This window comes from Pantoea eucrina (genome assembly GCF_020079945.1).
In the GTDB taxonomy this organism is placed as follows: Bacteria; Pseudomonadota; Gammaproteobacteria; order Enterobacterales; family Enterobacteriaceae; genus Pantoea; species Pantoea eucrina.
Genome location: NZ_CP083448.1, coordinates 1,395,381 through 1,413,513, shown reverse-complemented (window position 1 = coordinate 1,413,513; position 18,133 = coordinate 1,395,381). Strand labels below are relative to the sequence as shown.

14 protein-coding genes are annotated in these 18,133 nt (G+C 59.0%); all 14 read right to left on the bottom strand.

What is annotated here, in order from left to right:
* Positions 1 to 12: 12 nt before the first annotated feature.
* On the bottom strand, positions 13 to 1,341 hold the full coding sequence (gene astB / locus LAC65_RS06635) for an N-succinylarginine dihydrolase (RefSeq protein WP_039384020.1): 1,329 nt from the start codon (positions 1,339 to 1,341) through the stop codon (positions 13 to 15).
* Positions 1,328 to 2,806, bottom strand: a complete 1,479-nt coding sequence (gene astD / locus LAC65_RS06630; RefSeq protein WP_039384018.1) for a succinylglutamate-semialdehyde dehydrogenase — start codon at positions 2,804 to 2,806, stop codon at positions 1,328 to 1,330. Before astD ends, astB begins: the two co-directional genes overlap by 14 nt.
* Entirely contained in the window at positions 2,803 to 3,834 is a 1,032-nt protein-coding gene (gene astA / locus LAC65_RS06625; RefSeq protein WP_039384017.1) for an arginine N-succinyltransferase, read from the bottom strand. The genes astD and astA overlap by 4 nt, the downstream gene beginning before the upstream one ends.
* Positions 3,831 to 5,051, bottom strand: a complete 1,221-nt coding sequence (locus LAC65_RS06620) for an aspartate aminotransferase family protein (RefSeq protein WP_039384015.1) — start codon at positions 5,049 to 5,051, stop codon at positions 3,831 to 3,833. Before LAC65_RS06620 ends, astA begins: the two co-directional genes overlap by 4 nt.
* Positions 5,052 to 5,422: 371 nt before the next feature.
* Positions 5,423 to 6,844 carry a YchO/YchP family invasin gene (locus LAC65_RS06615; RefSeq protein WP_052246516.1) on the bottom strand — a complete coding sequence of 474 codons (1,422 nt, stop codon included), beginning with the start codon at positions 6,842 to 6,844 and terminating at the stop codon, positions 5,423 to 5,425.
* Between the two features lie 171 nt (positions 6,845 to 7,015).
* Positions 7,016 to 7,657 carry a protein phosphatase CheZ gene (gene cheZ / locus LAC65_RS06610; protein WP_039384014.1) on the bottom strand — a complete coding sequence of 214 codons (642 nt, stop codon included), beginning with the start codon at positions 7,655 to 7,657 and terminating at the stop codon, positions 7,016 to 7,018.
* 9 nt (positions 7,658 to 7,666) lie between these two features.
* Positions 7,667 to 8,056: a chemotaxis response regulator CheY gene (gene cheY, locus LAC65_RS06605; RefSeq protein WP_039384013.1), complete on the bottom strand. Its 390-nt coding sequence runs from the start codon at positions 8,054 to 8,056 to the stop codon at positions 7,667 to 7,669.
* Between the two features lie 39 nt (positions 8,057 to 8,095).
* The gene (locus tag LAC65_RS06600; RefSeq protein ID WP_039384011.1) at positions 8,096 to 9,145 is read right to left on the bottom strand and encodes a protein-glutamate methylesterase/protein-glutamine glutaminase; all 1,050 of its coding nucleotides are present in this window, start codon (positions 9,143 to 9,145) and stop codon (positions 8,096 to 8,098) included.
* Positions 9,142 to 10,017 (bottom strand): protein-glutamate O-methyltransferase CheR, encoded by an 876-nt coding sequence (gene cheR, locus LAC65_RS06595; RefSeq protein ID WP_039384010.1) that lies wholly within the window; start codon positions 10,015 to 10,017, stop codon positions 9,142 to 9,144. Before cheR ends, LAC65_RS06600 begins: the two co-directional genes overlap by 4 nt.
* A 103-nt stretch (positions 10,018 to 10,120) precedes the next feature.
* Positions 10,121 to 11,800 (bottom strand): methyl-accepting chemotaxis protein, encoded by a 1,680-nt coding sequence (locus LAC65_RS06590; RefSeq protein WP_039385812.1) that lies wholly within the window; start codon positions 11,798 to 11,800, stop codon positions 10,121 to 10,123.
* A gap of 242 nt (positions 11,801 to 12,042) precedes the next feature.
* Positions 12,043 to 13,719: a methyl-accepting chemotaxis protein gene (locus LAC65_RS06585; RefSeq protein ID WP_039384008.1), complete on the bottom strand. Its 1,677-nt coding sequence runs from the start codon at positions 13,717 to 13,719 to the stop codon at positions 12,043 to 12,045.
* Positions 13,720 to 13,884: 165 nt separating this feature from the next.
* Entirely contained in the window at positions 13,885 to 15,561 is a 1,677-nt protein-coding gene (locus LAC65_RS06580; protein ID WP_039384005.1) for a methyl-accepting chemotaxis protein, read from the bottom strand.
* A 69-nt stretch (positions 15,562 to 15,630) separates the two neighbouring features.
* Positions 15,631 to 16,128, bottom strand: coding sequence for a chemotaxis protein CheW (gene cheW, locus LAC65_RS06575; RefSeq protein ID WP_039384003.1), 498 nt, complete (start codon positions 16,126 to 16,128; stop codon positions 15,631 to 15,633).
* Positions 16,129 to 16,150: 22 nt separating this feature from the next.
* Positions 16,151 to 18,127, bottom strand: coding sequence for a chemotaxis protein CheA (gene cheA, locus LAC65_RS06570; protein WP_175540470.1), 1,977 nt, complete (start codon positions 18,125 to 18,127; stop codon positions 16,151 to 16,153).
* Positions 18,128 to 18,133: the final 6 nt, after the last annotated feature.

Genomic DNA, 18,133 nt, shown 5'->3' with positions numbered 1-18,133 from the left:
CCTGCCTCAGCCTCAGCGCTGAAAGGCGTAGACGCTGCCCAGCTTCAGCAGCTGCGTCAGCGCATCCAGAGCGTCACGCCCCTCCTGCAGCAGCGCCGGATCGGCTAAATCCGCCTGCGTGAGATAGTCGCGATAGTGGCGTTCTGCCCACTGGCTGAGCTGCGTAAACAGCTGCTCGTTCATCATTACCGCCGGGTTGACCGCCCGCTGCTCTTCTGCCGTCAACACAACCCGCAGGCGCAGGCAGGCTGGCCCGCCGCCGTTGCACATGCTTTCACGCAGATCGAATACCGTGAGCTCCCGAATCGGTCCGCCGCTCTCTGCCAGCTCCGTCAGATAAGCCCAGACGCCCGGATGCTGCCGTGCCTCTTCGGGCAGTATCAGCCGCATACCGCCATCGGGGTGCTGCAGCAGCTGACTGTTGAAGAGATAGGTCGCCACCGCGTCGCTGACGGATACGCGCGCGCGCGGCACCACGATGGCGGTAAACCCCGGCACCCGCTCTGCCAGCTGCTCCAGCAATGCAGGCTGATTGACGAAAGCCTCTTCGTGACAGAACAGCACCTGCTGATTACTGACGGCAATCACGTCGTTATGGAAAACGCCCTGATCGATCACCGCCGGGTTCTGCTGCACGAAGAGCGTGCGCGCCTCGTCAAGCTGATGCAGACGCGCGACCGCTCTGCTCGCTTCCAGCGTCTGGCGCGCCGGATAGCGTTCCGGCGTGATGCCGGCGTGCTGCCCTTCGCGCCCATAGACGAACAGCTGCAGGCCGGCGTCGCCGTAGCGCGCTCCGAAGCGATTATGATTCGCGGCCCCTTCGTCACCAAACAGCGCCACCTGAGGCAGCGCGTCATGCACGCAGAAACGCTGCGGGTCGCGGAAGATCGCCCGCAGCAGATCAGCCGTTTCCGGTGCTTCAATGGACCGGTGAAACTTATTATTCAGATTGGCAACGGTAAAATGAACGCGTCCGTCACCGCTGTCTGCCGAGGGCGATACGGTGGCCGCGTTGGCAACCCACATCGCCGAGGCTGAACTGGCGGCTGAGAGCAGCTGCGGCGCCTGCTGCGCAGCGCGCGCCAGCACCTGCGCGTCACTGCCGTAAAAACCGAGCTGGCGCAGCAGCGGCAAATTAGGTCGCTCGTGCGGCGGGATCACGCCCTGCAGATAGCCGAGATCGGCCAGCGCTTTCATTTTGCGCAGTCCCTGCAGCACCGCCAGTCTGGGATTAGAGGGCTGCAGCTGATTGCGGGTTGACGCCTCATTACCAAATGAGAGGCCCGCGTAGTGGTGCGTCAGGCCAACCAGTCCATCAAAATTGACTTCAGCTGCGTTCATGGCGCGCTCCCTGAGCAGAGAAATCGAGACCCGGCGAGAGCGTATCGGGCAGGGCCAGACTGCTGCTCTCCAGGGTTGCCATCGGCCAGGCGCAGTAATCCGCAGCGTACCAGGCGCTGGCGCGGTGGTTGCCGGAGGCGCCAATGCCGCCAAACGGCGCGGTGCTGGCCGCACCGGTCAGCGGCTTGTTCCAGTTGACAATACCGGCGCGCGCCTCCAGCAGCAGCTGATCAAACTGCGCCCGCTGCGGTGAGATCAGACCGCATGAGAGGCCATAGCGCGTGGCGTTAGCCAGCGTAATCGCCTCACTGTAGTCGTCATAACGGATGATTTGCAGCAGCGGTCCGAACACCTCCTCATCCGGCAGCGCACTTACATGGGTCATATCGATAATGCCTGGCGTAATAAGTGCGCGCTGGCGATCCGGCCACTGCATATTCAGCAGCACTTCACCGCCCAGCGCCACGCGCTGCTGCCACGCCTGATAGATCTGTCCGGCCGCCGCAGGCGAAATGACGCTGCCCATAAATGGCTGTGGCTCAGCATTCCACGCTGCGGGCTGCAGCCGGGCGCTGACAGCCACCAGCCGCTGCAGAAACGCGTCCCCCGCCGCGCCACGTTTTACCAGCAGGCGACGTGCGCAGGTGCAGCGCTGCCCGGCAGAAATAAAAGCTGACTGGATGGCGATATGTACGGCGCCATCAATATCGGCCGGATCTTCCACAATCAGCGCATTATTGCCACCCATCTCCAGCGCGAGCATCTTCTCCGGCTGGCCGGCAAACTGCCGGTGCAGGTGATACCCGGTAGCCGCGCTGCCGGTAAACAGGACGCCATCAATCTGCTCTGCCTGTGCCAGCGCCTGGCCGCTTTCCCGTCCGCCCTGCACCATATTGATGACCCCCGCCGGGAGCGCTGCCTGCTCCCACAGCTGCACGGTGCGTTCCGCCGTCAGCGGCGTCAGCTCGCTCGGCTTAAACACCACGCAGTTTCCTGCCAGTAGCGCGGGCACAATGTGGCCATTTGGCAGATGCCCCGGAAAATTATAGGGCCCGAATACCGCCAGTACACCGTGCGGACGATGGCGCAGTGCGCTTTCACCCGACTGCTGTTCGCCGGTACGGGCGTGATACGCTTTCACTGAAATGGCAATTTTATTGATCATCGCCTGCACTTCCGTCAGCGTTTCCCAGCGCGGCTTGCCGGTTTCCTGTGAGATGATCTCCGCCAGCTCCACCTTATGCTGCTCCAGCAGCGCGGTAAAGGTTTCAATCCCTGCCTGACGTGCCGTGAACGGCAGGCGCGCCCAGTGCGGGAACGCTGCGCGGGCTGCCGCACAGGCGGCGCTGACCTGAGCCGCAGAGGCGGCGTTGCCCTGCCACAGCTGTTCGCCTGAGACCGGATCGGCTTTTGTGAAGAGGTCACCGTCGCCGCGCAGCCACTGATTATTAATAAAGTGCGTCATGCCTGTTTCTCCTCACGGCAGAGTGTTACAACCCGTAGCGCATCACCATATTCACAGCGCAGCGCCTGACGCTGGCTCTCACTGAGGCAGACGTGACCGGCGGCGATATCCACCGGCAGTAGCGTGGCGCGAAACTGCTGATAGTTGCTGTTAGCGACCAGGCAGAGCGGCCAGTGCGCCTGCGCGTCACCGGCGCCTGCCGGCAGCAGCGTACTTTTGCGAATGGCCCGGATACGATCAATTTCACACTCCAGCGTCGGTCCGCCATCAAAGATGTCGACATAGTTCTGATAGCGAAAACCTTCCGCTTCCAGCACCGCGCGCGCCGGCGCCGTTTTCGGGTGTACTTCACCAATGACGCGCTGCGCTGCCTCGCTGAGATAGTGAATATAGAGCGGATGTTTCGGCATCAGCTCTGCGATAAACGCTTTCTGACCGGTACCGCTGAGAAAATCAGCCTGGCGAAACGGCATAGAGAAGAAATGGCTGCCCACGCTCTCCCAGAAAGGGGAATGACCGCTGTCATCACTGACGCCGCGCATCTCTGCCACCACGTTGCGCATAAAGCGATCGCGGAAGTTCGCCATAAAAAGAAAGCGTGATTTAGAGAGTAAATAGCCGTTTCTGCCGTCGCGGTAGTCGGGATCGAGAAATAGCGTACAGAGTTCGCTGCTGCCGGTGTGATCGTTGCTGAGCGACAGCACTGGCAGGCTGGCATACACGTTCAGCTCTCTGGAGGCGTGTACCTGCGTGCCAACCCGGAAGTTGTACCACGGCTCCTGCAACCCGACCGCCACTTCAATCGCGCAGATCCCCACGGCCCGGTTATCGTCACTGTCGGCCAGCACAAAGACGTAACCCTGTTCAGCGCGCGGCAGCGCCCCCTGCCAGGTCAGCAGTGAACGCTCAATACGCGCCTGCAGCGTGGCGCTGTCTTCCGGCAGCGAGGTAAGGCCGCCGCCGGTTTTACCCGCCAGCAGAAGCAGCTGCGCCAGGTCATCATGTTCAACCGGGCGGATCACCATCATGATGTGGCTCCTCTGAGAATACGTTCACAGGCGCGCTCAAAACGCGCCAGCCCCTGCTGCACCTCCTCCTGGCTGATGTTTAGCGCGGGCGCAAAGCGCACGACGCTGGCACCGGCAATCAGGACCATGACGCCCTCTTCGGCGGCCGTCAGGTTGAACTGTTTGGCTTTTCCGGCGAAATCGTCGTTGAGTACGGCGCCAATCAGCAGCCCGAGGCCGCGAATAGTTTTAAACACTGGCAGCCGCTGGTTAATCGCCTGGAGCCGATCAACAAACCACTGATGCCGCTCGGTCACGCCAGCGAGGAAAGCGGGCCGGTTGACCAGCTCCAGTACTTTACCCGCTACCGCGCCTGCCAGCGGGTTACCGCCATAAGTGGTACCGTGGGTGCCCACCCCCATTACCTGCGCCAGATCCTCACGCGTCAGCATGGCACCAATCGGAAAGCCGCCGCCCAGCGCTTTTGCGGTACTCAGCACATCCGGCGTAACGCCATAGTGCATATAGGCGTAAAGCGATCCGGTGCGTCCCACACCGCTCTGCACTTCATCAAAAATCAGCAGCGCCTGATGGCGGTCGCACAGCTCCCGCAGGCCGCGCAGGAAGGCTGCATCGGCAGGTAAGACGCCGCCCTCGCCCTGAATCGGTTCAACAATCACGGCGCAGGTGCTGTCATTAATCAGCGCGGCGGCCGCTTCCAGGTTATTAAACTGCGCATGCTGAATGGCCGGCGGCAGCGGCGCAAAGTCGCGCGAATAGGCGGGCTGGCCGCCAGCCGACACCGTAAACAGGGTGCGGCCATGAAAAGCGTTAGTGAACGCCACAATGCCGCTTTTTTGATCGCCGAAACGGTCGTGTGCCACTTTGCGCGCCAGCTTAAGCGCAGCTTCGTTCGCCTCAGCGCCGGAGTTGCAGAAGAAAACGCGGTCGGCAAAGGTGGCATCAATCAGCTGTTTTGCCAGCCGCAATACCGGCTCGTTGGTATAGCCATTGCCGGTATGCCACAGCTTTGCCGCCTGCTCTGTCAGCGCCTGCTGCAGCGCCGGGTGTGCATGACCCAGCGCATTCACTGCGATCCCGCCAGCAAAATCGATATACTCTTTGCCCTGTTGATCCCACAACCGCGATCCTTCAGCCCGTACCGGTATAAAGGTTGCGGGTGCATAGACCGGCATCATCCATTGATCAAAATCGTGACGTGTAACCTGCAGTGACATAGCCGGATCTCCTGCCTCACCCCGGGTGAAGCTATTGTTTTAAAATTGTTAAGAGTGCGTAATCAGCAGCCCGACTATAAGGTGCAGCAAGCGTGCCAGCCAGAGGGAATAATGCATAAAAGGGAGTCAGCGACGAAATTTCAATGGGTTACGGCAGGCTGCTATTCACTTATTTTGCATAAAAAGTGAATATTACGGTTGCGCCGCCGCTAAGGCAGCAAATTATTTAGCGGATTTATGCATTTATGGAAGGAAATGTTGCTTTTGTGATCGCACAGCAAATATTTCGCCATAACAGGGCAGATGGCGCGCGCTGGCAGCGCAGCACGCGCTATCGTGGTGCGAAAAAGCGCCTTCGCGCACGGGGGCGATCAGGGCGCCATGATATCGAAGCTGTCCTGGTTTTGTGGCGCCAGTGCCACCGGCGGCTGCAGCTGAAGATCGATCCAGTTTGACGTCACCCGCTGCTGTTTGCTGTCTTCAACCGTTACCGACAGACGATAGTGATTCGTTGCGCCTGGCGACGTGTCCCAGGCGGGCATAATAATACTCCAGCCCTGCGGATCGTCAGGCCGGGTCCCCGGCGTCAGGCTCAGCGCCTGCGTGTCGCCCTGCCAGCTTACTTTACGTACCGGATTCGCGCTGCGGATCTGCACTTTCAGCGACAGACTCTCACCAGGATTCAACTGCCACGGCGGCGTGGCGAGAAAAACAGAGAAGGTTTTTCGCTGGCGAAAAGCCAGAACCGGCGTCGAGCTGCGCGTCACCGTATCGTAGCGGCTGCCGCGCAGCGAACGGGTGGCTGCAACGTTATCCGGGCTGAGCTGCTGACTGAGCGCCACGCCGAACCGGTAGTTAAGGTGCAGCCCGAGCTGATCCTGACTCTCCCCTTCGCTGCTGGTTTTGTGGCTGGCGGAAACGGTGACCAGCGGCACTGGCGTATAAGAGAGGCCCAGCGTCAGCGCAGAGGGGTTGTGATACGTGTTGCCGGAGTTAAACAGATCGACATTGTTGCCCAGATACTGCTGCCAGCTAACGGAGACGCCCAGCTGACGATAAAACGGCAGATAGCCGCGCGTGGTAACGTCATAACCGCGCGCCAGCCGCTGCTGCTGAAACGGATTGCGGTTGCGCCAGCCTGAGAGCGGCGTGTAGTAGTTGGCTGAAAAGCGCAAAAAGTCAGACCAGGCCTCCGTACCCACTGATGCCCGCTGCAGCCCGCTGTCGAACATACGATCGACAAATCCGTTATAACCAAGCAGCCAGTTGCCCGCCACCCAGCGCTGACCCAGGCCAGCATTACCAATCAGCCCGTCATCCGTCTGATGCACGCCCAGCTCGCTGAAGGTCAGATAGTTATAGCGATCGGCCCACGGCGTCAGCAGCGACGCCCCGCTGCCGCTGAAGTTACCTTCCATGTCGACATTAAGATCGATCTGCGCCTGACCGTAAGGCGACAGCAGCAGCTGGCCTTCATCCGCCACCCGGGTGGCCACCTCATCGCGAAAGTGATTAAACGCCCAGATCCCCGCCTGCTGCCCGAGCGACGTCTCACTGTCACCGTTCTGGCTCGCTTCGCCGATGCTCTTTGCGATGGTCGCCAGTTTTTTACTTAAGACGTCGCTATCAGCGTTATAGCCCAGCGCCGGCAGGTCATCGGCCATTTGCCGGAAGTGAGCGGGATCGGTAAAGGGCGCGTCAGCCACGCGGGTAGCGGTCGTCAGCGCCAGCGCAGGCAGCGCTACGCCAGTCAGGCAGAATGGCAGAAGTGTGCGGATAAGCAGTGGCAACATAAAATCAGCTATCGTTTCGGTAATAAAGTAGACGGCGATCACAAAACGGCAGATCTAACCTTATCACACTCTGCTGATTCTGCAGGCAATTTAGGAGGATTTACGGAAAGCGGTGCGGGCGTATGGCAGAGCAGTGCAGAGACAGACCGGGTGCCTGTCTCTGCGCTGCGGTTAAAAACCTAAGCTGTCCAGCAGATCATCAACCTGATCCTGACTGGAGACCACGCCAGGGGCATTAGCGTGGATCTGCGGGCCGTTCAGCAGGCTGGTGGCCTCTTTGCGCGCCGCCGCGTTTGCCTCTGGCATGTTCTCCAGCAGCACCATCAGCAGCTGCCGTTCAATTTCCTGGATGACATCCATCATGCGCTTGATCACCTGACCCGTGAGGTCCTGAAAATCCTGCGCCATCATAATATCCAGCAGCTGCTTGTTGGTGAATGACGTATGCTGCGGCACCTCAGCGAGAAACTCACGCGTATCCGAAACCAACTCGCGCGCATCAGCAAGCTCAATCGGGTTTTCAAACCACGCATCCCAGCGCCCTTTTAACTGCGTGGCACCCGCTTCCATCTTATCCTGATGCGGCTGTGACGCTTCCACGCTGTTCAGCGCACGTTCTGCTGCCTGCGCCGTCATCTGTACTACATAATCCAGACGATCGCGGGCATCCGGGATCGCTTCTGCGGCTTCGGCAATCGCCTGATCCAGCCCGAGTTCACGCAGGCTGTCGCGCAGCATACGCGTCAGCGAGCCAATTCGGACAATAATGTCGTGTGCCGAGGCTTCTTCAGTTGATTTCGGAAGGTCGCTCATCACATCTCCTTACATGCCCAGTTTTTCGAATATTTTACCCAGCTTCTCTTCCAGCGTGGCGGCGGTGAAAGGTTTCACTACGTAGCCGCTGGCGCCAGCCTGAGCGGCAGCAATAATGTTCTCTTTCTTCGCTTCTGCCGTCACCATCAGCACCGGCAGCTTGCTCAGCGTGGCGTCGGCGCGAATGGTCTGCAGCAGCTGCAGGCCATCCATGTTTGGCATGTTCCAGTCAGAGACCACGAAGTCGAAGCCGCCTGCGCGCAGTTTATTCAGCGCATCAACGCCATCCTCGGCTTCTTCAACGTTATTGAAACCCAGCTCTTTCAGCAGGTTGCGGACGATGCGACGCATGGTGTTAAAGTCGTCCACTACCAAAAAGCGCATATTTTTATCAGCCATATCTACTCCTGTGTTGTCTCGTCCGGCAGGACGGGCTCGTTAAATTCGCAATGCCTGTCCGGCGCTAATTTTTGCCAGCATATGCTGGCTGATGTGGCCCAGATCGACCACTTCACTGGTGCCGCCCATCGCTATTGCTTCGCGCGGCATGCCAAATACCACACAGCTGGCTTCATCCTGCGCGATGGTCCAGGCGCCTGCGCGATGCATTTCCAGCATCCCGGCCGCGCCGTCATTTCCCATCCCGGTCAGAATGACGCCCACTGCATTTCGTCCTGCATTGACGGCCACCGAGCGAAACAGCACATCCACAGAGGGTTTGTGCCGGTTAACCGGCGGGCCATCATTAAGTTTTACAACGTAGTTCGCTCCGCTACGCCCCAGCTCCATATGCATTGCGCCTGGCGCGATATAGGCGTGACCCGGCAGAATACGTTCGCCATCCTCCGCCTCTTTCACGGTGATCTGGCAGAGCTTGTTCAGCCGCTCGGCAAACGAGCGGGTAAATCCCGGCGGCATATGCTGCGTGATCAGCAGCGCCGGACTGGTCGCCGGCAGCGGCTGCAGTACATGGCGGATCGCTTCCGTACCGCCGGTGGACGAGCCGATCGCAATCAGCTTTTCACTGCTGAGCAGCGGACCCGCTTTCAGCGTGACCGGCGCCGGCGACACGGTGCGTGTATGCAGCTTCGCCCGCGCCGCGCCGCGAATTTTGTCGGCGATCATCTGGCTGTAAGCCAGCATGCCCTCGCGGATCCCCAGCTGCGGTTTCGTGACAAAATCCACCGCGCCCAGCTCCAGCGCGCGCAGCGTGACTTCCGAACCCTTACCGGTGAGAGAGGAGACCATCACCACCGGCATCGGCCGCAGACGCATCAGTTTTTCCAGAAAGTCGAGGCCATCCATACGCGGCATCTCAACATCCAGCGTCAGCACCTGCGGGTTGTACTGTTTGATTAAATCCCGCGCTACCAGCGGGTCCGGTGCCGTCGCAACCATCTCCATATCGGGATGGCTGTTGATGATCTCCGTCATCAGCTGGCGCATCAGCGCCGAGTCATCCACGCACATCACGGTGATTTTGCTCATCGTCTTTCCTTAGTCAGCCCATACACGGTCTGCCCGCGCAGCCAGAACTCTTTGCTGATCTGGCTGAAGTTTTCTGAATGCCCGGCAAACAGCACTCCGCCCGGCTTCAGCAGCGGAACAAAACGGCGCAGGATTTTTTCCTGAGTCTCTTTATCGAAGTAGATCATTACGTTGCGGCAAAAAATAGCGTCAAACGGGCCAGGCAGCGCCCACTCATTAGCCAGCAGATTAAGCTGCGAGTAGTGCACCATACCTGCCAGCTCAGGGCGGACGCGCACCATGCCTTCATGCGGGCCGGTGCCGCGCAGAAAGAAACGCTGCAGCTGCGATTGCGACAGCGTGCGCAGCTCCTCCTGGCGATAGACGCCCGCTACCGCTTTCTCCAGCACCTGCGTGTCGATGTCGCTGGCGTGAACCTGAAATTTGCCAGGTCCGGTGCCCAGCGTTTCAGCCAGCGTCATCGCAATGGAATAGGGCTCTTCGCCGGTTGACGCGGCCGTACTCCAGACGCTGTAGCTGCCGCTGCGTTTCCGGGCGTGTTCTGCCAGGATCGGGAAATGATGCGCTTCGCGAAAAAACGAGGTCAGGTTAGTGGTCAGCGCATTGATAAACGCCTGCCACTCCGCGCTGTTTGGATCCTGTTCAAGCAGCGCCAGATAGCGGCCGAAATCGTCGATATTCAGCGTCCGCAGCCGGCGAACCAGGCGGTTGTAGACCATCTCACGCTTATGATCGGCCAGGACAATACCCGCGCGCTGATAGATCAGCTGGCTGATACGACGAAAGTGCGTATCGGAAAGCGGCAGACGCTGTACCATCTGCGCAAGCAGCGTGGTCGGCTCATTTTGATCGAGGAACGTCGATTTCTTCATCTCGGGCCATCCGGCAACAAACTGTTAAGTGATAGTTCTCTGATTGCTACGCTGCTGCCGGTACTTACCGGGTAAGCGGGCCGCCCAAAGCGGCCCGGCTGCATTAAAAGGTTTCCCAGTTATCATCAGCGCCGCGTGCGCCAGTAGCGGGTGCCAGCGCTTTTTGCGCAACCGGCGATACCTTTTTTAACGCTGTAGATACGTTAACGGCCTGCGCGACAAATTCTTTACCAATATTGAACACGGCAACGGATTGTTTCAGGCGGCTGGCCTGCTCTTCCAGAGCGGCAGCGGCCGTCGCAGACTCTTCAACCAGCGCGGCGTTTTGCTGTGTTACCCGGTCCATTTCCGTCACCGCCACGCCCACCTGGTCGATACCTTTGCTCTGCTCATCGGAGGCGGAGGCGATTTCACCCATGATATCGGTCACTCGCGTTACGGCGCTGACGATCTCACTCATGGTTTCACCTGCGCTTTCGACCAGCACCGAGCCGGTGTTAACGCGGCTGACAGAGTCTTCAATCAGCGCTTTGATCTCTTTCGCCGCCTGAGCGCTGCGTTGTGCCAGACTGCGCACTTCACCTGCAACCACCGCAAACCCGCGTCCCTGTTCACCGGCGCGTGCCGCTTCTACGGCAGCGTTCAGCGCCAGGATATTGGTCTGGAATGCGATACCGTCAATAACGCTGGTGATGTCCGCAATTTTCTTCGAGCTGCCGGCGATATCTTTCATGGTGCTCACCACGCCATCCACCACTTTGCCGCCCTGCTGCGCGGTCTCTGAGGCGTTAAGCGCCAGCTGCGAGGCCTGACGTGCATTTTCTGCATTCAGTTTCACCGTGGCGGTAAGCTGCTCCATGCTGGCAGCCGTCTGCTCCAGCGAAGCTGCCTGCTGTTCGGTACGGGAAGAGAGGTCGTTATTGCCCATCGCGATTTCACTCGCGCCGGTATAGATAGCGTCAGATCCATCGCGTACGGTACGCACCGTGCGCGCCAGCTCCTGCTGCATCTCTGCCAGCGAACTGAGCAGATCGCCTACTTCGTTACGTACGCTGACGTCAATACTCTGGGTCAGATCGCCCCGCGCAATGTGGCGGATATGTTCAATGCTCTGCTTCAGCGGCCGGATCAGCGCTGAGCGCATTCCGCTCCAGACCAGCATAATCACCAGCAGCGTCACCAGCAGGGTGCCCAGCACCAGCATAATGGCGTGACGATATGCGCTCTCATTGGCGTCAACGCCCTGCTGCGCCAGGCCCAGATTAGTAGTGAGCCAGGCGTTGTAATCCTTTTCAAATTTGTCCTGCAGACTCTGCGTAGGCTGATCGACAAACCCTTTGAAGTTGCCTGAGCCGAGGAAAACCACCAGCTCAGCCAGCGCATCGCGGTAGGCTTTATAGTTGGCCTGCAGCGCCAGCACGTTCGCAGCGCTTTTGCCCTGCTCCGAAAGGCTGGCATTAAAATCGGCAAAGCCCGCATCGGCGGTTTGCAGCTCCTCATTGGCGAGCGCAACCAGCTCTTTCACCGTGGCCCCCGATCCTGCCATCTGGCTATCCTGTAAATAGCGAATACCGGCGCGGTTTAGCGTATTACGCGCCTGCACCAGCGATACCCAGGAGGTGCCCATGGCGCGCTGCAGGGTACTGAGGCGCTGGTTATAGGCAAAATTATCTTTATCAGCTTTTACCGTTGAGAAGAACATCCCACCGGAAAAGAGCTGCAGCAGCGCAAACAGCGCCAGCACGCAGAGCAGGCCGGAAACAACACGAATACGACTAAACATAAACACCTCATTGGTTGGCGGATCGCTGTAGTTATCGGCGTGGATGAGGGGATCTTTATGCACGCGGCGCGCAGTTTATGCGTTGGGTGCAGAGGTGGCAGTAAGGCAGACCGGGCCAGGAGCGCATCAATGCGCTCCCTGCGGGATTAACGGGCTGGCATTCATGCCGGTGTCTGATTAGCCGTGAATGCGCAGTGTATAAGCATGCAGGGTCGGCATTTATGCCGACCTGGTAAAATCCCTTAAAACGTTTCCCAGTTCGTATCGCTGGCCGGGGCGGCGGTAGCGGCTTTGCGCGCCGGGCTGCGCAGCGGCTGCGGTTTTCTGCTCTCTGTCAGACGCTGAGCGGCCGGCGCTGCAGTACGCGGAATATGAAACACGGCAACCGACTGACTCAGCCTGCTCGCCTGCGCTTCCAGTGATGCGGCGGCGGCGGCGGACTCCTCGACCAGAGCGGCGTTCTGCTGCGTCACGCGATCCATCTCAGTGACCGCGTGACCCACCTGATCAATACCGCGACTCTGTTCATCTGACGCCGAGGCGATCTCGCCCATGATATCGGTGACGCGCGTGACGGCACCGACAATATCGCTCATGGTGTCACCGGCGGTACCGACCAGCTGCGAACCGGCGTTAACTCGCGTGACCGACTCTTCGATCAGCCCTTTGATCTCTTTCGCCGCCTGAGCGCTGCGCTGTGCCAGACTGCGCACCTCACCCGCCACAACAGCAAAGCCGCGGCCCTGCTCACCGGCGCGTGCCGCTTCAACAGCAGCGTTGAGCGCCAGAATATTCGTCTGGAACGCAATGCCGTCGATAACGCTGATAATATCGGCAATCTTCTTTGAACTGCCGGCAATATCACTCATGGTGCGCACAACACCTTCCACCACGTCACCGCCTTTACGGGCAGTATCAGAAGCGCTCAGCGCCAGCTGCGACGCCTGACGGGCATTTTCAGCGTTCTGTTTTACCGTAGCGGTCAGCTGTTCCATGCTGGCAGCCGTCTGTTCCAGCGAGGCCGCCTGCTCTTCGGTGCGGGCGGAAAGGTCATTGTTGCCGGCAGAGATTTCGCTGGCACCGGTGAAAATCGCATCGGAGCCGTCGCGCACATCGCTGACGGTACGCACCAGCGACTGCTGCATCTCATGCAGGCTGGCCGCCAGCTGGCTCATCTCATTGCGTCCTTCCACCTGAATCGGCTGGGTCAGGTCGCCGGATGCGATATGTCGGATATGCCCCAGCAGCGCGTGCAGCGGACGGATCAGCACCACCCGCAGGCCAAACCAGCAACCTGCAATCACCGCGATCACCACGACCATCACCGCGGCCAGCAGCCACATCATGGTGGTAAAGGCGCGCTGGTTCTGGACGACGCCTTTCGCCGCGAGTTCCGCCTGGGCAGTACGCCACTCTTCATAGGTCGCTTTCATTTTGACCTGGCGCGCCTCAATATTCTGCGCAAACATACCCTGCAGATCGTTGGCTTTCAGGCGATCGAGCATCGCTTTCAGGCCGTCCTTAAACGCGTTGTAGTCAGACTCCAGCCGTTCGGTTAAGGCTTCCGGCAGGCCCGGTGTGGAAGGAAGGTTGTAGTAACGCTGGTAGTGCTCTGCGGCCACGCTCAGCTGCTTTTCCGTCTGGGCAATCAGCGCATTGAGCTGTCCGCCGTTGGTTTGCGCTGCCATACTGCCCTGCATACGCAGCATGGCGCGGTTGAGCACGGTGCGGGTCTGATTAAGCTCAATCCACGCATCCGACATAGCGGCAACATTATTGGTAGAGGTCTGTGCGACGGCAAACGCCTCTTTATCTTTGTTCAGCGCTGACCAGAACAGGCCGCCCGAGAGCAGCTGCAGCGCGCCAAAAATCAGCAGCACGGCGATCAGACTGGTAACGACGTTGATACGTTTTAACATGGTGTCTCCAGGAAGAATTTTGACACCCTGTTATCGACGCCAGCCGCAATTAATTGAGGCGGTTTACGCTTCTTTGCGCCAGTCCGGTCCTATTGAAGCTTTTGAGCCTGATTAATAACTAAAGAAACTGCCCTCCGTCACGCATGACAGAGGGCATAACGACACTCAGAAGGTTTCCCAGTGGCTCTCTGCGCCTGTGGTCGTGGCCGCACGACGCGGTGCGGCAGCAACTGCAACTGCAGGCGGGGCAATCTGCGGATGACGCACGCCAGTCACCTGCGCAGCGCCTCGCGTAATGCGGAACAGCGCCACCGACTGGCTGAGGCGGCTGGCCTGCGCCTCCAGTGAAGCAGCAGCTGAGGCCGACTCTTCAACCAGCGCCGCGTTTTGCTGGGTGACCCGATCCATTTCAGTGACCGCGTGACCCACCTGATCGATACCCCGGCTCTGCTCGTCAGACGCTGAAGCAATTTCGCCCATGATATCGGTGACGCGCGTCACCGCACTGACTATCTCACCCATGGTCTCACCGGCGCTCTCTACCAGCACGGAACCACTGTTAACGCGCCGGACTGAGTCTTCAATCAGCCCTTTGATCTCTTTGGCCGCCTGAGCGCTGCGCTGCGCCAGACTGCGTACCTCACCGGCCACAACGGCAAAGCCGCGGCCCTGCTCGCCAGCGCGGGCGGCTTCCACCGCAGCGTTAAGCGCCAGAATATTGGTCTGAAATGCAATGCCGTCAATGACGCTGATAATGTCAGCGATTTTCTTTGAACTGCCGGCAATATCTTTCATTGTCGAGACTACGCCCTCGACAACCGTGCCGCCTTTCTGCGCCGTGCCTGAAGCGGTCAGCGCCAGCTGCGACGCCTGACGGGCATTTTCAGCATTTTGCTTCACCGTTGCCGTCAGCTGCTCCATGCTGGCCGCCGTCTGCTCCAGTGATGCAGCCTGCTGCTCGGTGCGCGCCGAAAGATCGTTATTACCGGCGGAGATCTCACTCGCCCCGGTAAAGATCGCATCCGCGCCGTCGCGCACGTCGCTGACCGTGCGCGTCAGCGCCTGCTGCATCTCATGCAGGCTGGTGGCCAGCTGACTCATCTCATTGCGCCCGGTGATGGTAATCGGCTGGGTAAGATCGCCCTGCGCAATATGCCGGATATGCTGGATGCTCTGATTAAGCGGCTGGATGAGTATCCGGCGCAGCCCGAACCAGCACAGAACACCAACGGCAATCACGACGGTCATAACGGCACCAATCAGCCAGAGCATACGGGCATAAGCCGCGCTGTTTTCTTCTGCGCCAGCCTGCGTAAGACGGTTCTGGTCGGCCCGCCAGCGCGTGTAATCAGCGTAAAAGGCGCTCTGGCTGGGCGCTACCGGCGCTTTATAGGCCTGTACCATATCTTTATTTTGCAGCGCGGCCTGCATTGCAGCCAGCGCCTGACTGTAAGCGCTGTAGCTCTGCTCCAGCTGCTGATTAAGCTGTTTATCCAGCCCCGGCGTATCAGGCAGATTACGGAACAGAGTAAAGTTGTCCGCAGCTCGCTGCTGGAAATCCCGACTCTGTAAGTAAAGTTCGCTGACATCAGCCTCTTTCCCCTCCAGTTTACCGGTAGTGATGCGCAGCAGCATACGCGTCAACACCACCCGGCTCTGGTTAAGGCTCATATAAGCATCGGTGATCGCCGCAAGATTCTGCGCAGAGAGCTGTGAGGCAGAAAAACTGGTTTTGTCATGATGCAGTGCGCGGATAAACAGCGATCCGGACGTCAGCTGCAGGGCAGCAAAAAGTACCAGTACCACCAGCAGGCTGGTGACAACACGAATTCGGGTAAACATAATGGGGTCCATCGAAACAGGATAGTGGTAAAGAAAACGGGCCGCTCTGAGGCGGCCCGGCGGTAAGGTTTATACGCTGCGCAGCGTATCCATCAGCGCCATCTCTTCGCTGCTGAGCAGCTTTTCAATGTCGACCAGAATCAGCATGCGCTCGCCCAGCGCGCCGAGTCCGGTCAGATACTCGGTAGACATCGTCACGGCGAACTCCGGTGCCGGCCGGATCTGCTCATGCGTCAGCGACAGCACATCGGAAACGCCATCCACCACAATGCCGACCACGCGATGCTCCAGATTGAGCACAATCACCACGGTGTTATCGTTGTACTCGACGTCCGGCTGCGAAAACTTCACGCGCAGGTCGATAATTGGCACGATGACGCCGCGCAGGTTGGTCACCCCTTTGATAAATTCCGGCGTATTGGCGATGCGCGTGACCTGATCGTAGCCGCGGATCTCCTGTACTTTAAGAATATCGATGCCGTACTCTTCATCACCCAGGGTGAATACCAGAAACTCCTGGCCGACGGTTTCGCCAGCGATTTTGGTCACGGTTGCCATGTCAGTCATTTTTTTGCCCTTTATTTATCAGTTATGCTGCGGCACCGGCCACACGCTTTTCACGGTTCAGCGACTGCAGTGCGGAGACGTCCACAATCAGCGCTACGCTGCCATCCCCCAGAATGGTGGCAGCAGAGATACCCGGCACTTTGCGGTAGTTACTCTCCAGGTTTTTCACCACCACCTGATGCTGACCGATTAACTGATCGACCAGCAGCGCATAGCGGCGGCCCGCACTCTGCAGAATAACCACGATCCCCTGCGTCGCATCGGTTTTGGCATTCTGCACATCAAAGACGTTCCACAGCTCAACCAGCGGCAGATATTCGCCGCGCACTTCCAGCACGCGCTCTCCGCCAGCCAGCGGCTTCAGCTCTTCTGCCGTTGGCTGCAGCGACTCCATGACGGCGTTCAGCGGCAGGATAAAGACTTCATCCGCTACGCGTACCGACATGCCATCCAGGATTGCCAGCGTCAGCGGCAGCAGAATACGAATGGTTGTGCCTTTGCCCTGTTTTGACGCAATCTCGACATGGCCACCCATCTCCTGGATATTACGTTTCACCACGTCCATACCCACGCCGCGTCCGGAGACATCGGTGACCTGCTCAGCGGTAGAGAAGCCGGGAGCGAAGATCAGCATGCCGACCTCTTCATCACTCATGCTGTCGCTGACCGGCAGCCCTGAAGAGAGCGCTTTAGCCAGAATGCGCTCGCGATTCAGGCCAGCTCCGTCGTCGATCACCTCAATACAGATATTGCCGCCCTGGTGCTCAGCAGAGAGCGTCAGATTACCCGTGGCGGTTTTATTGGTTGCCAGGCGTTTTTCCGGTGTTTCGATACCGTGATCCAGACTGTTGCGCACCAGGTGAGTTAACGGATCGATAATGCGCTCAATCAGGCTCTTATCCAGCTCGGTTGAGCTGCCCAGCAGCGTCAGCTCAACTTCTTTACCGAGCTTGCTCGCGAGGTCGCGTACCAGACGCGGGAAGCGGCTGAACACATACTCCATCGGCATCATACGAATCGACATCACCGACTCCTGCAGGTCGCGCGCGTTGCGCTCCAGCTGGCCCATGCTGTTGAGAAGATCGCCATGGGCGACCGGATCCAGCGCACCGGAACGCTGCGCCAGCATCGACTGGGTAATGACCAGCTCGCCGACCAGGTTAATCAGCTGATCCACTTTCTCCACCGCCACGCGAATACTGCTGGATTCGCTCGCTTTGGCCGGCGCCGCGGCGCGCTTGCTTTCGCGTTTTACTGCCGGTGTGATATCCGTTACCGTCGCGCTCTGCGGCGGCGCGGTTACCGTTTCAGCTGCTGCTTCTGCAAGCGGGGCGGCGGCCTCTGCCTGCGGGAAGCGGATCTGCGCTTCATCGATGACAAAGCAGAGCACCGCAACGATGTCATCTTTATCCACACCTTCAATCGTGGCTTCCAGCGAATGCGTGCCTTTAACGACGTCGGTGACGCTGCCGAGGTTGCTCAGCTCCTCCAGCATCAGCTCTGGCTCCTTCTCTTTAAGATCGACCAGCTGCAGGCGCAGGCCGCGGCTGGCAGCCTTCGCCGCTGCAGGGATATCGACTACCGCAGCAGCAGGCGCTTCAGGCAGAATACCTTTCGCTTCCAGTGCCAGTTGACGCAGCGCCTCGCAGATGTAGTTAAAGCTCTCCGCATTAGGCTCCTGCGCAGTTTTATACGCATCGAGCTGTTCCTGCATAATATCTTTGGTTTCCAAAAACAGGTTGATGATGTCGGTGCTGAGCTGCATTTCGCCGCGGCGCGCACCATCCAGAATGTTCTCCAGGATATGGGTTGTCTCCTGTAAAACCGTAAAGCCAAACGTGCCCGCCCCGCCCTTGATAGAGTGAGCGGCACGAAAAATGGCATTTAACTGTTCGGCATCGGGCTCCTGGGGATCCAGTCCCAACAGGTGTTGCTCCATGTCCGCTAACAGCTCATCGGCCTCGTCAAAAAACGTCTGGTAAAAATCGCTGATGTCCATGCTCAC

Coding starts and splice junctions, on each gene's coding strand:
- astB (WP_039384020.1), bottom strand. CDS start 1,341: ATGAACGCAGCTGAAGTCAATTTTGATGGACTGGTTGGCCTGACGCAC.
- astD (WP_039384018.1), bottom strand. CDS start 2,806: ATGACGCACTTTATTAATAATCAGTGGCTGCGCGGCGACGGTGACCTC.
- astA (WP_039384017.1), bottom strand. CDS start 3,834: ATGATGGTGATCCGCCCGGTTGAACATGATGACCTGGCGCAGCTGCTT.
- LAC65_RS06620 (WP_039384015.1), bottom strand. CDS start 5,051: ATGTCACTGCAGGTTACACGTCACGATTTTGATCAATGGATGATGCCG.
- LAC65_RS06615 (WP_052246516.1), bottom strand. CDS start 6,844: ATGTTGCCACTGCTTATCCGCACACTTCTGCCATTCTGCCTGACTGGC.
- cheZ (WP_039384014.1), bottom strand. CDS start 7,657: ATGAGCGACCTTCCGAAATCAACTGAAGAAGCCTCGGCACACGACATT.
- cheY (WP_039384013.1), bottom strand. CDS start 8,056: ATGGCTGATAAAAATATGCGCTTTTTGGTAGTGGACGACTTTAACACC.
- LAC65_RS06600 (WP_039384011.1), bottom strand. CDS start 9,145: ATGAGCAAAATCACCGTGATGTGCGTGGATGACTCGGCGCTGATGCGC.
- cheR (WP_039384010.1), bottom strand. CDS start 10,017: ATGAAGAAATCGACGTTCCTCGATCAAAATGAGCCGACCACGCTGCTT.
- LAC65_RS06590 (WP_039385812.1), bottom strand. CDS start 11,800: ATGTTTAGTCGTATTCGTGTTGTTTCCGGCCTGCTCTGCGTGCTGGCG.
- LAC65_RS06585 (WP_039384008.1), bottom strand. CDS start 13,719: ATGTTAAAACGTATCAACGTCGTTACCAGTCTGATCGCCGTGCTGCTG.
- LAC65_RS06580 (WP_039384005.1), bottom strand. CDS start 15,561: ATGTTTACCCGAATTCGTGTTGTCACCAGCCTGCTGGTGGTACTGGTA.
- cheW (WP_039384003.1), bottom strand. CDS start 16,128: ATGACTGACATGGCAACCGTGACCAAAATCGCTGGCGAAACCGTCGGC.
- cheA (WP_175540470.1), bottom strand. CDS start 18,127: ATGGACATCAGCGATTTTTACCAGACGTTTTTTGACGAGGCCGATGAG.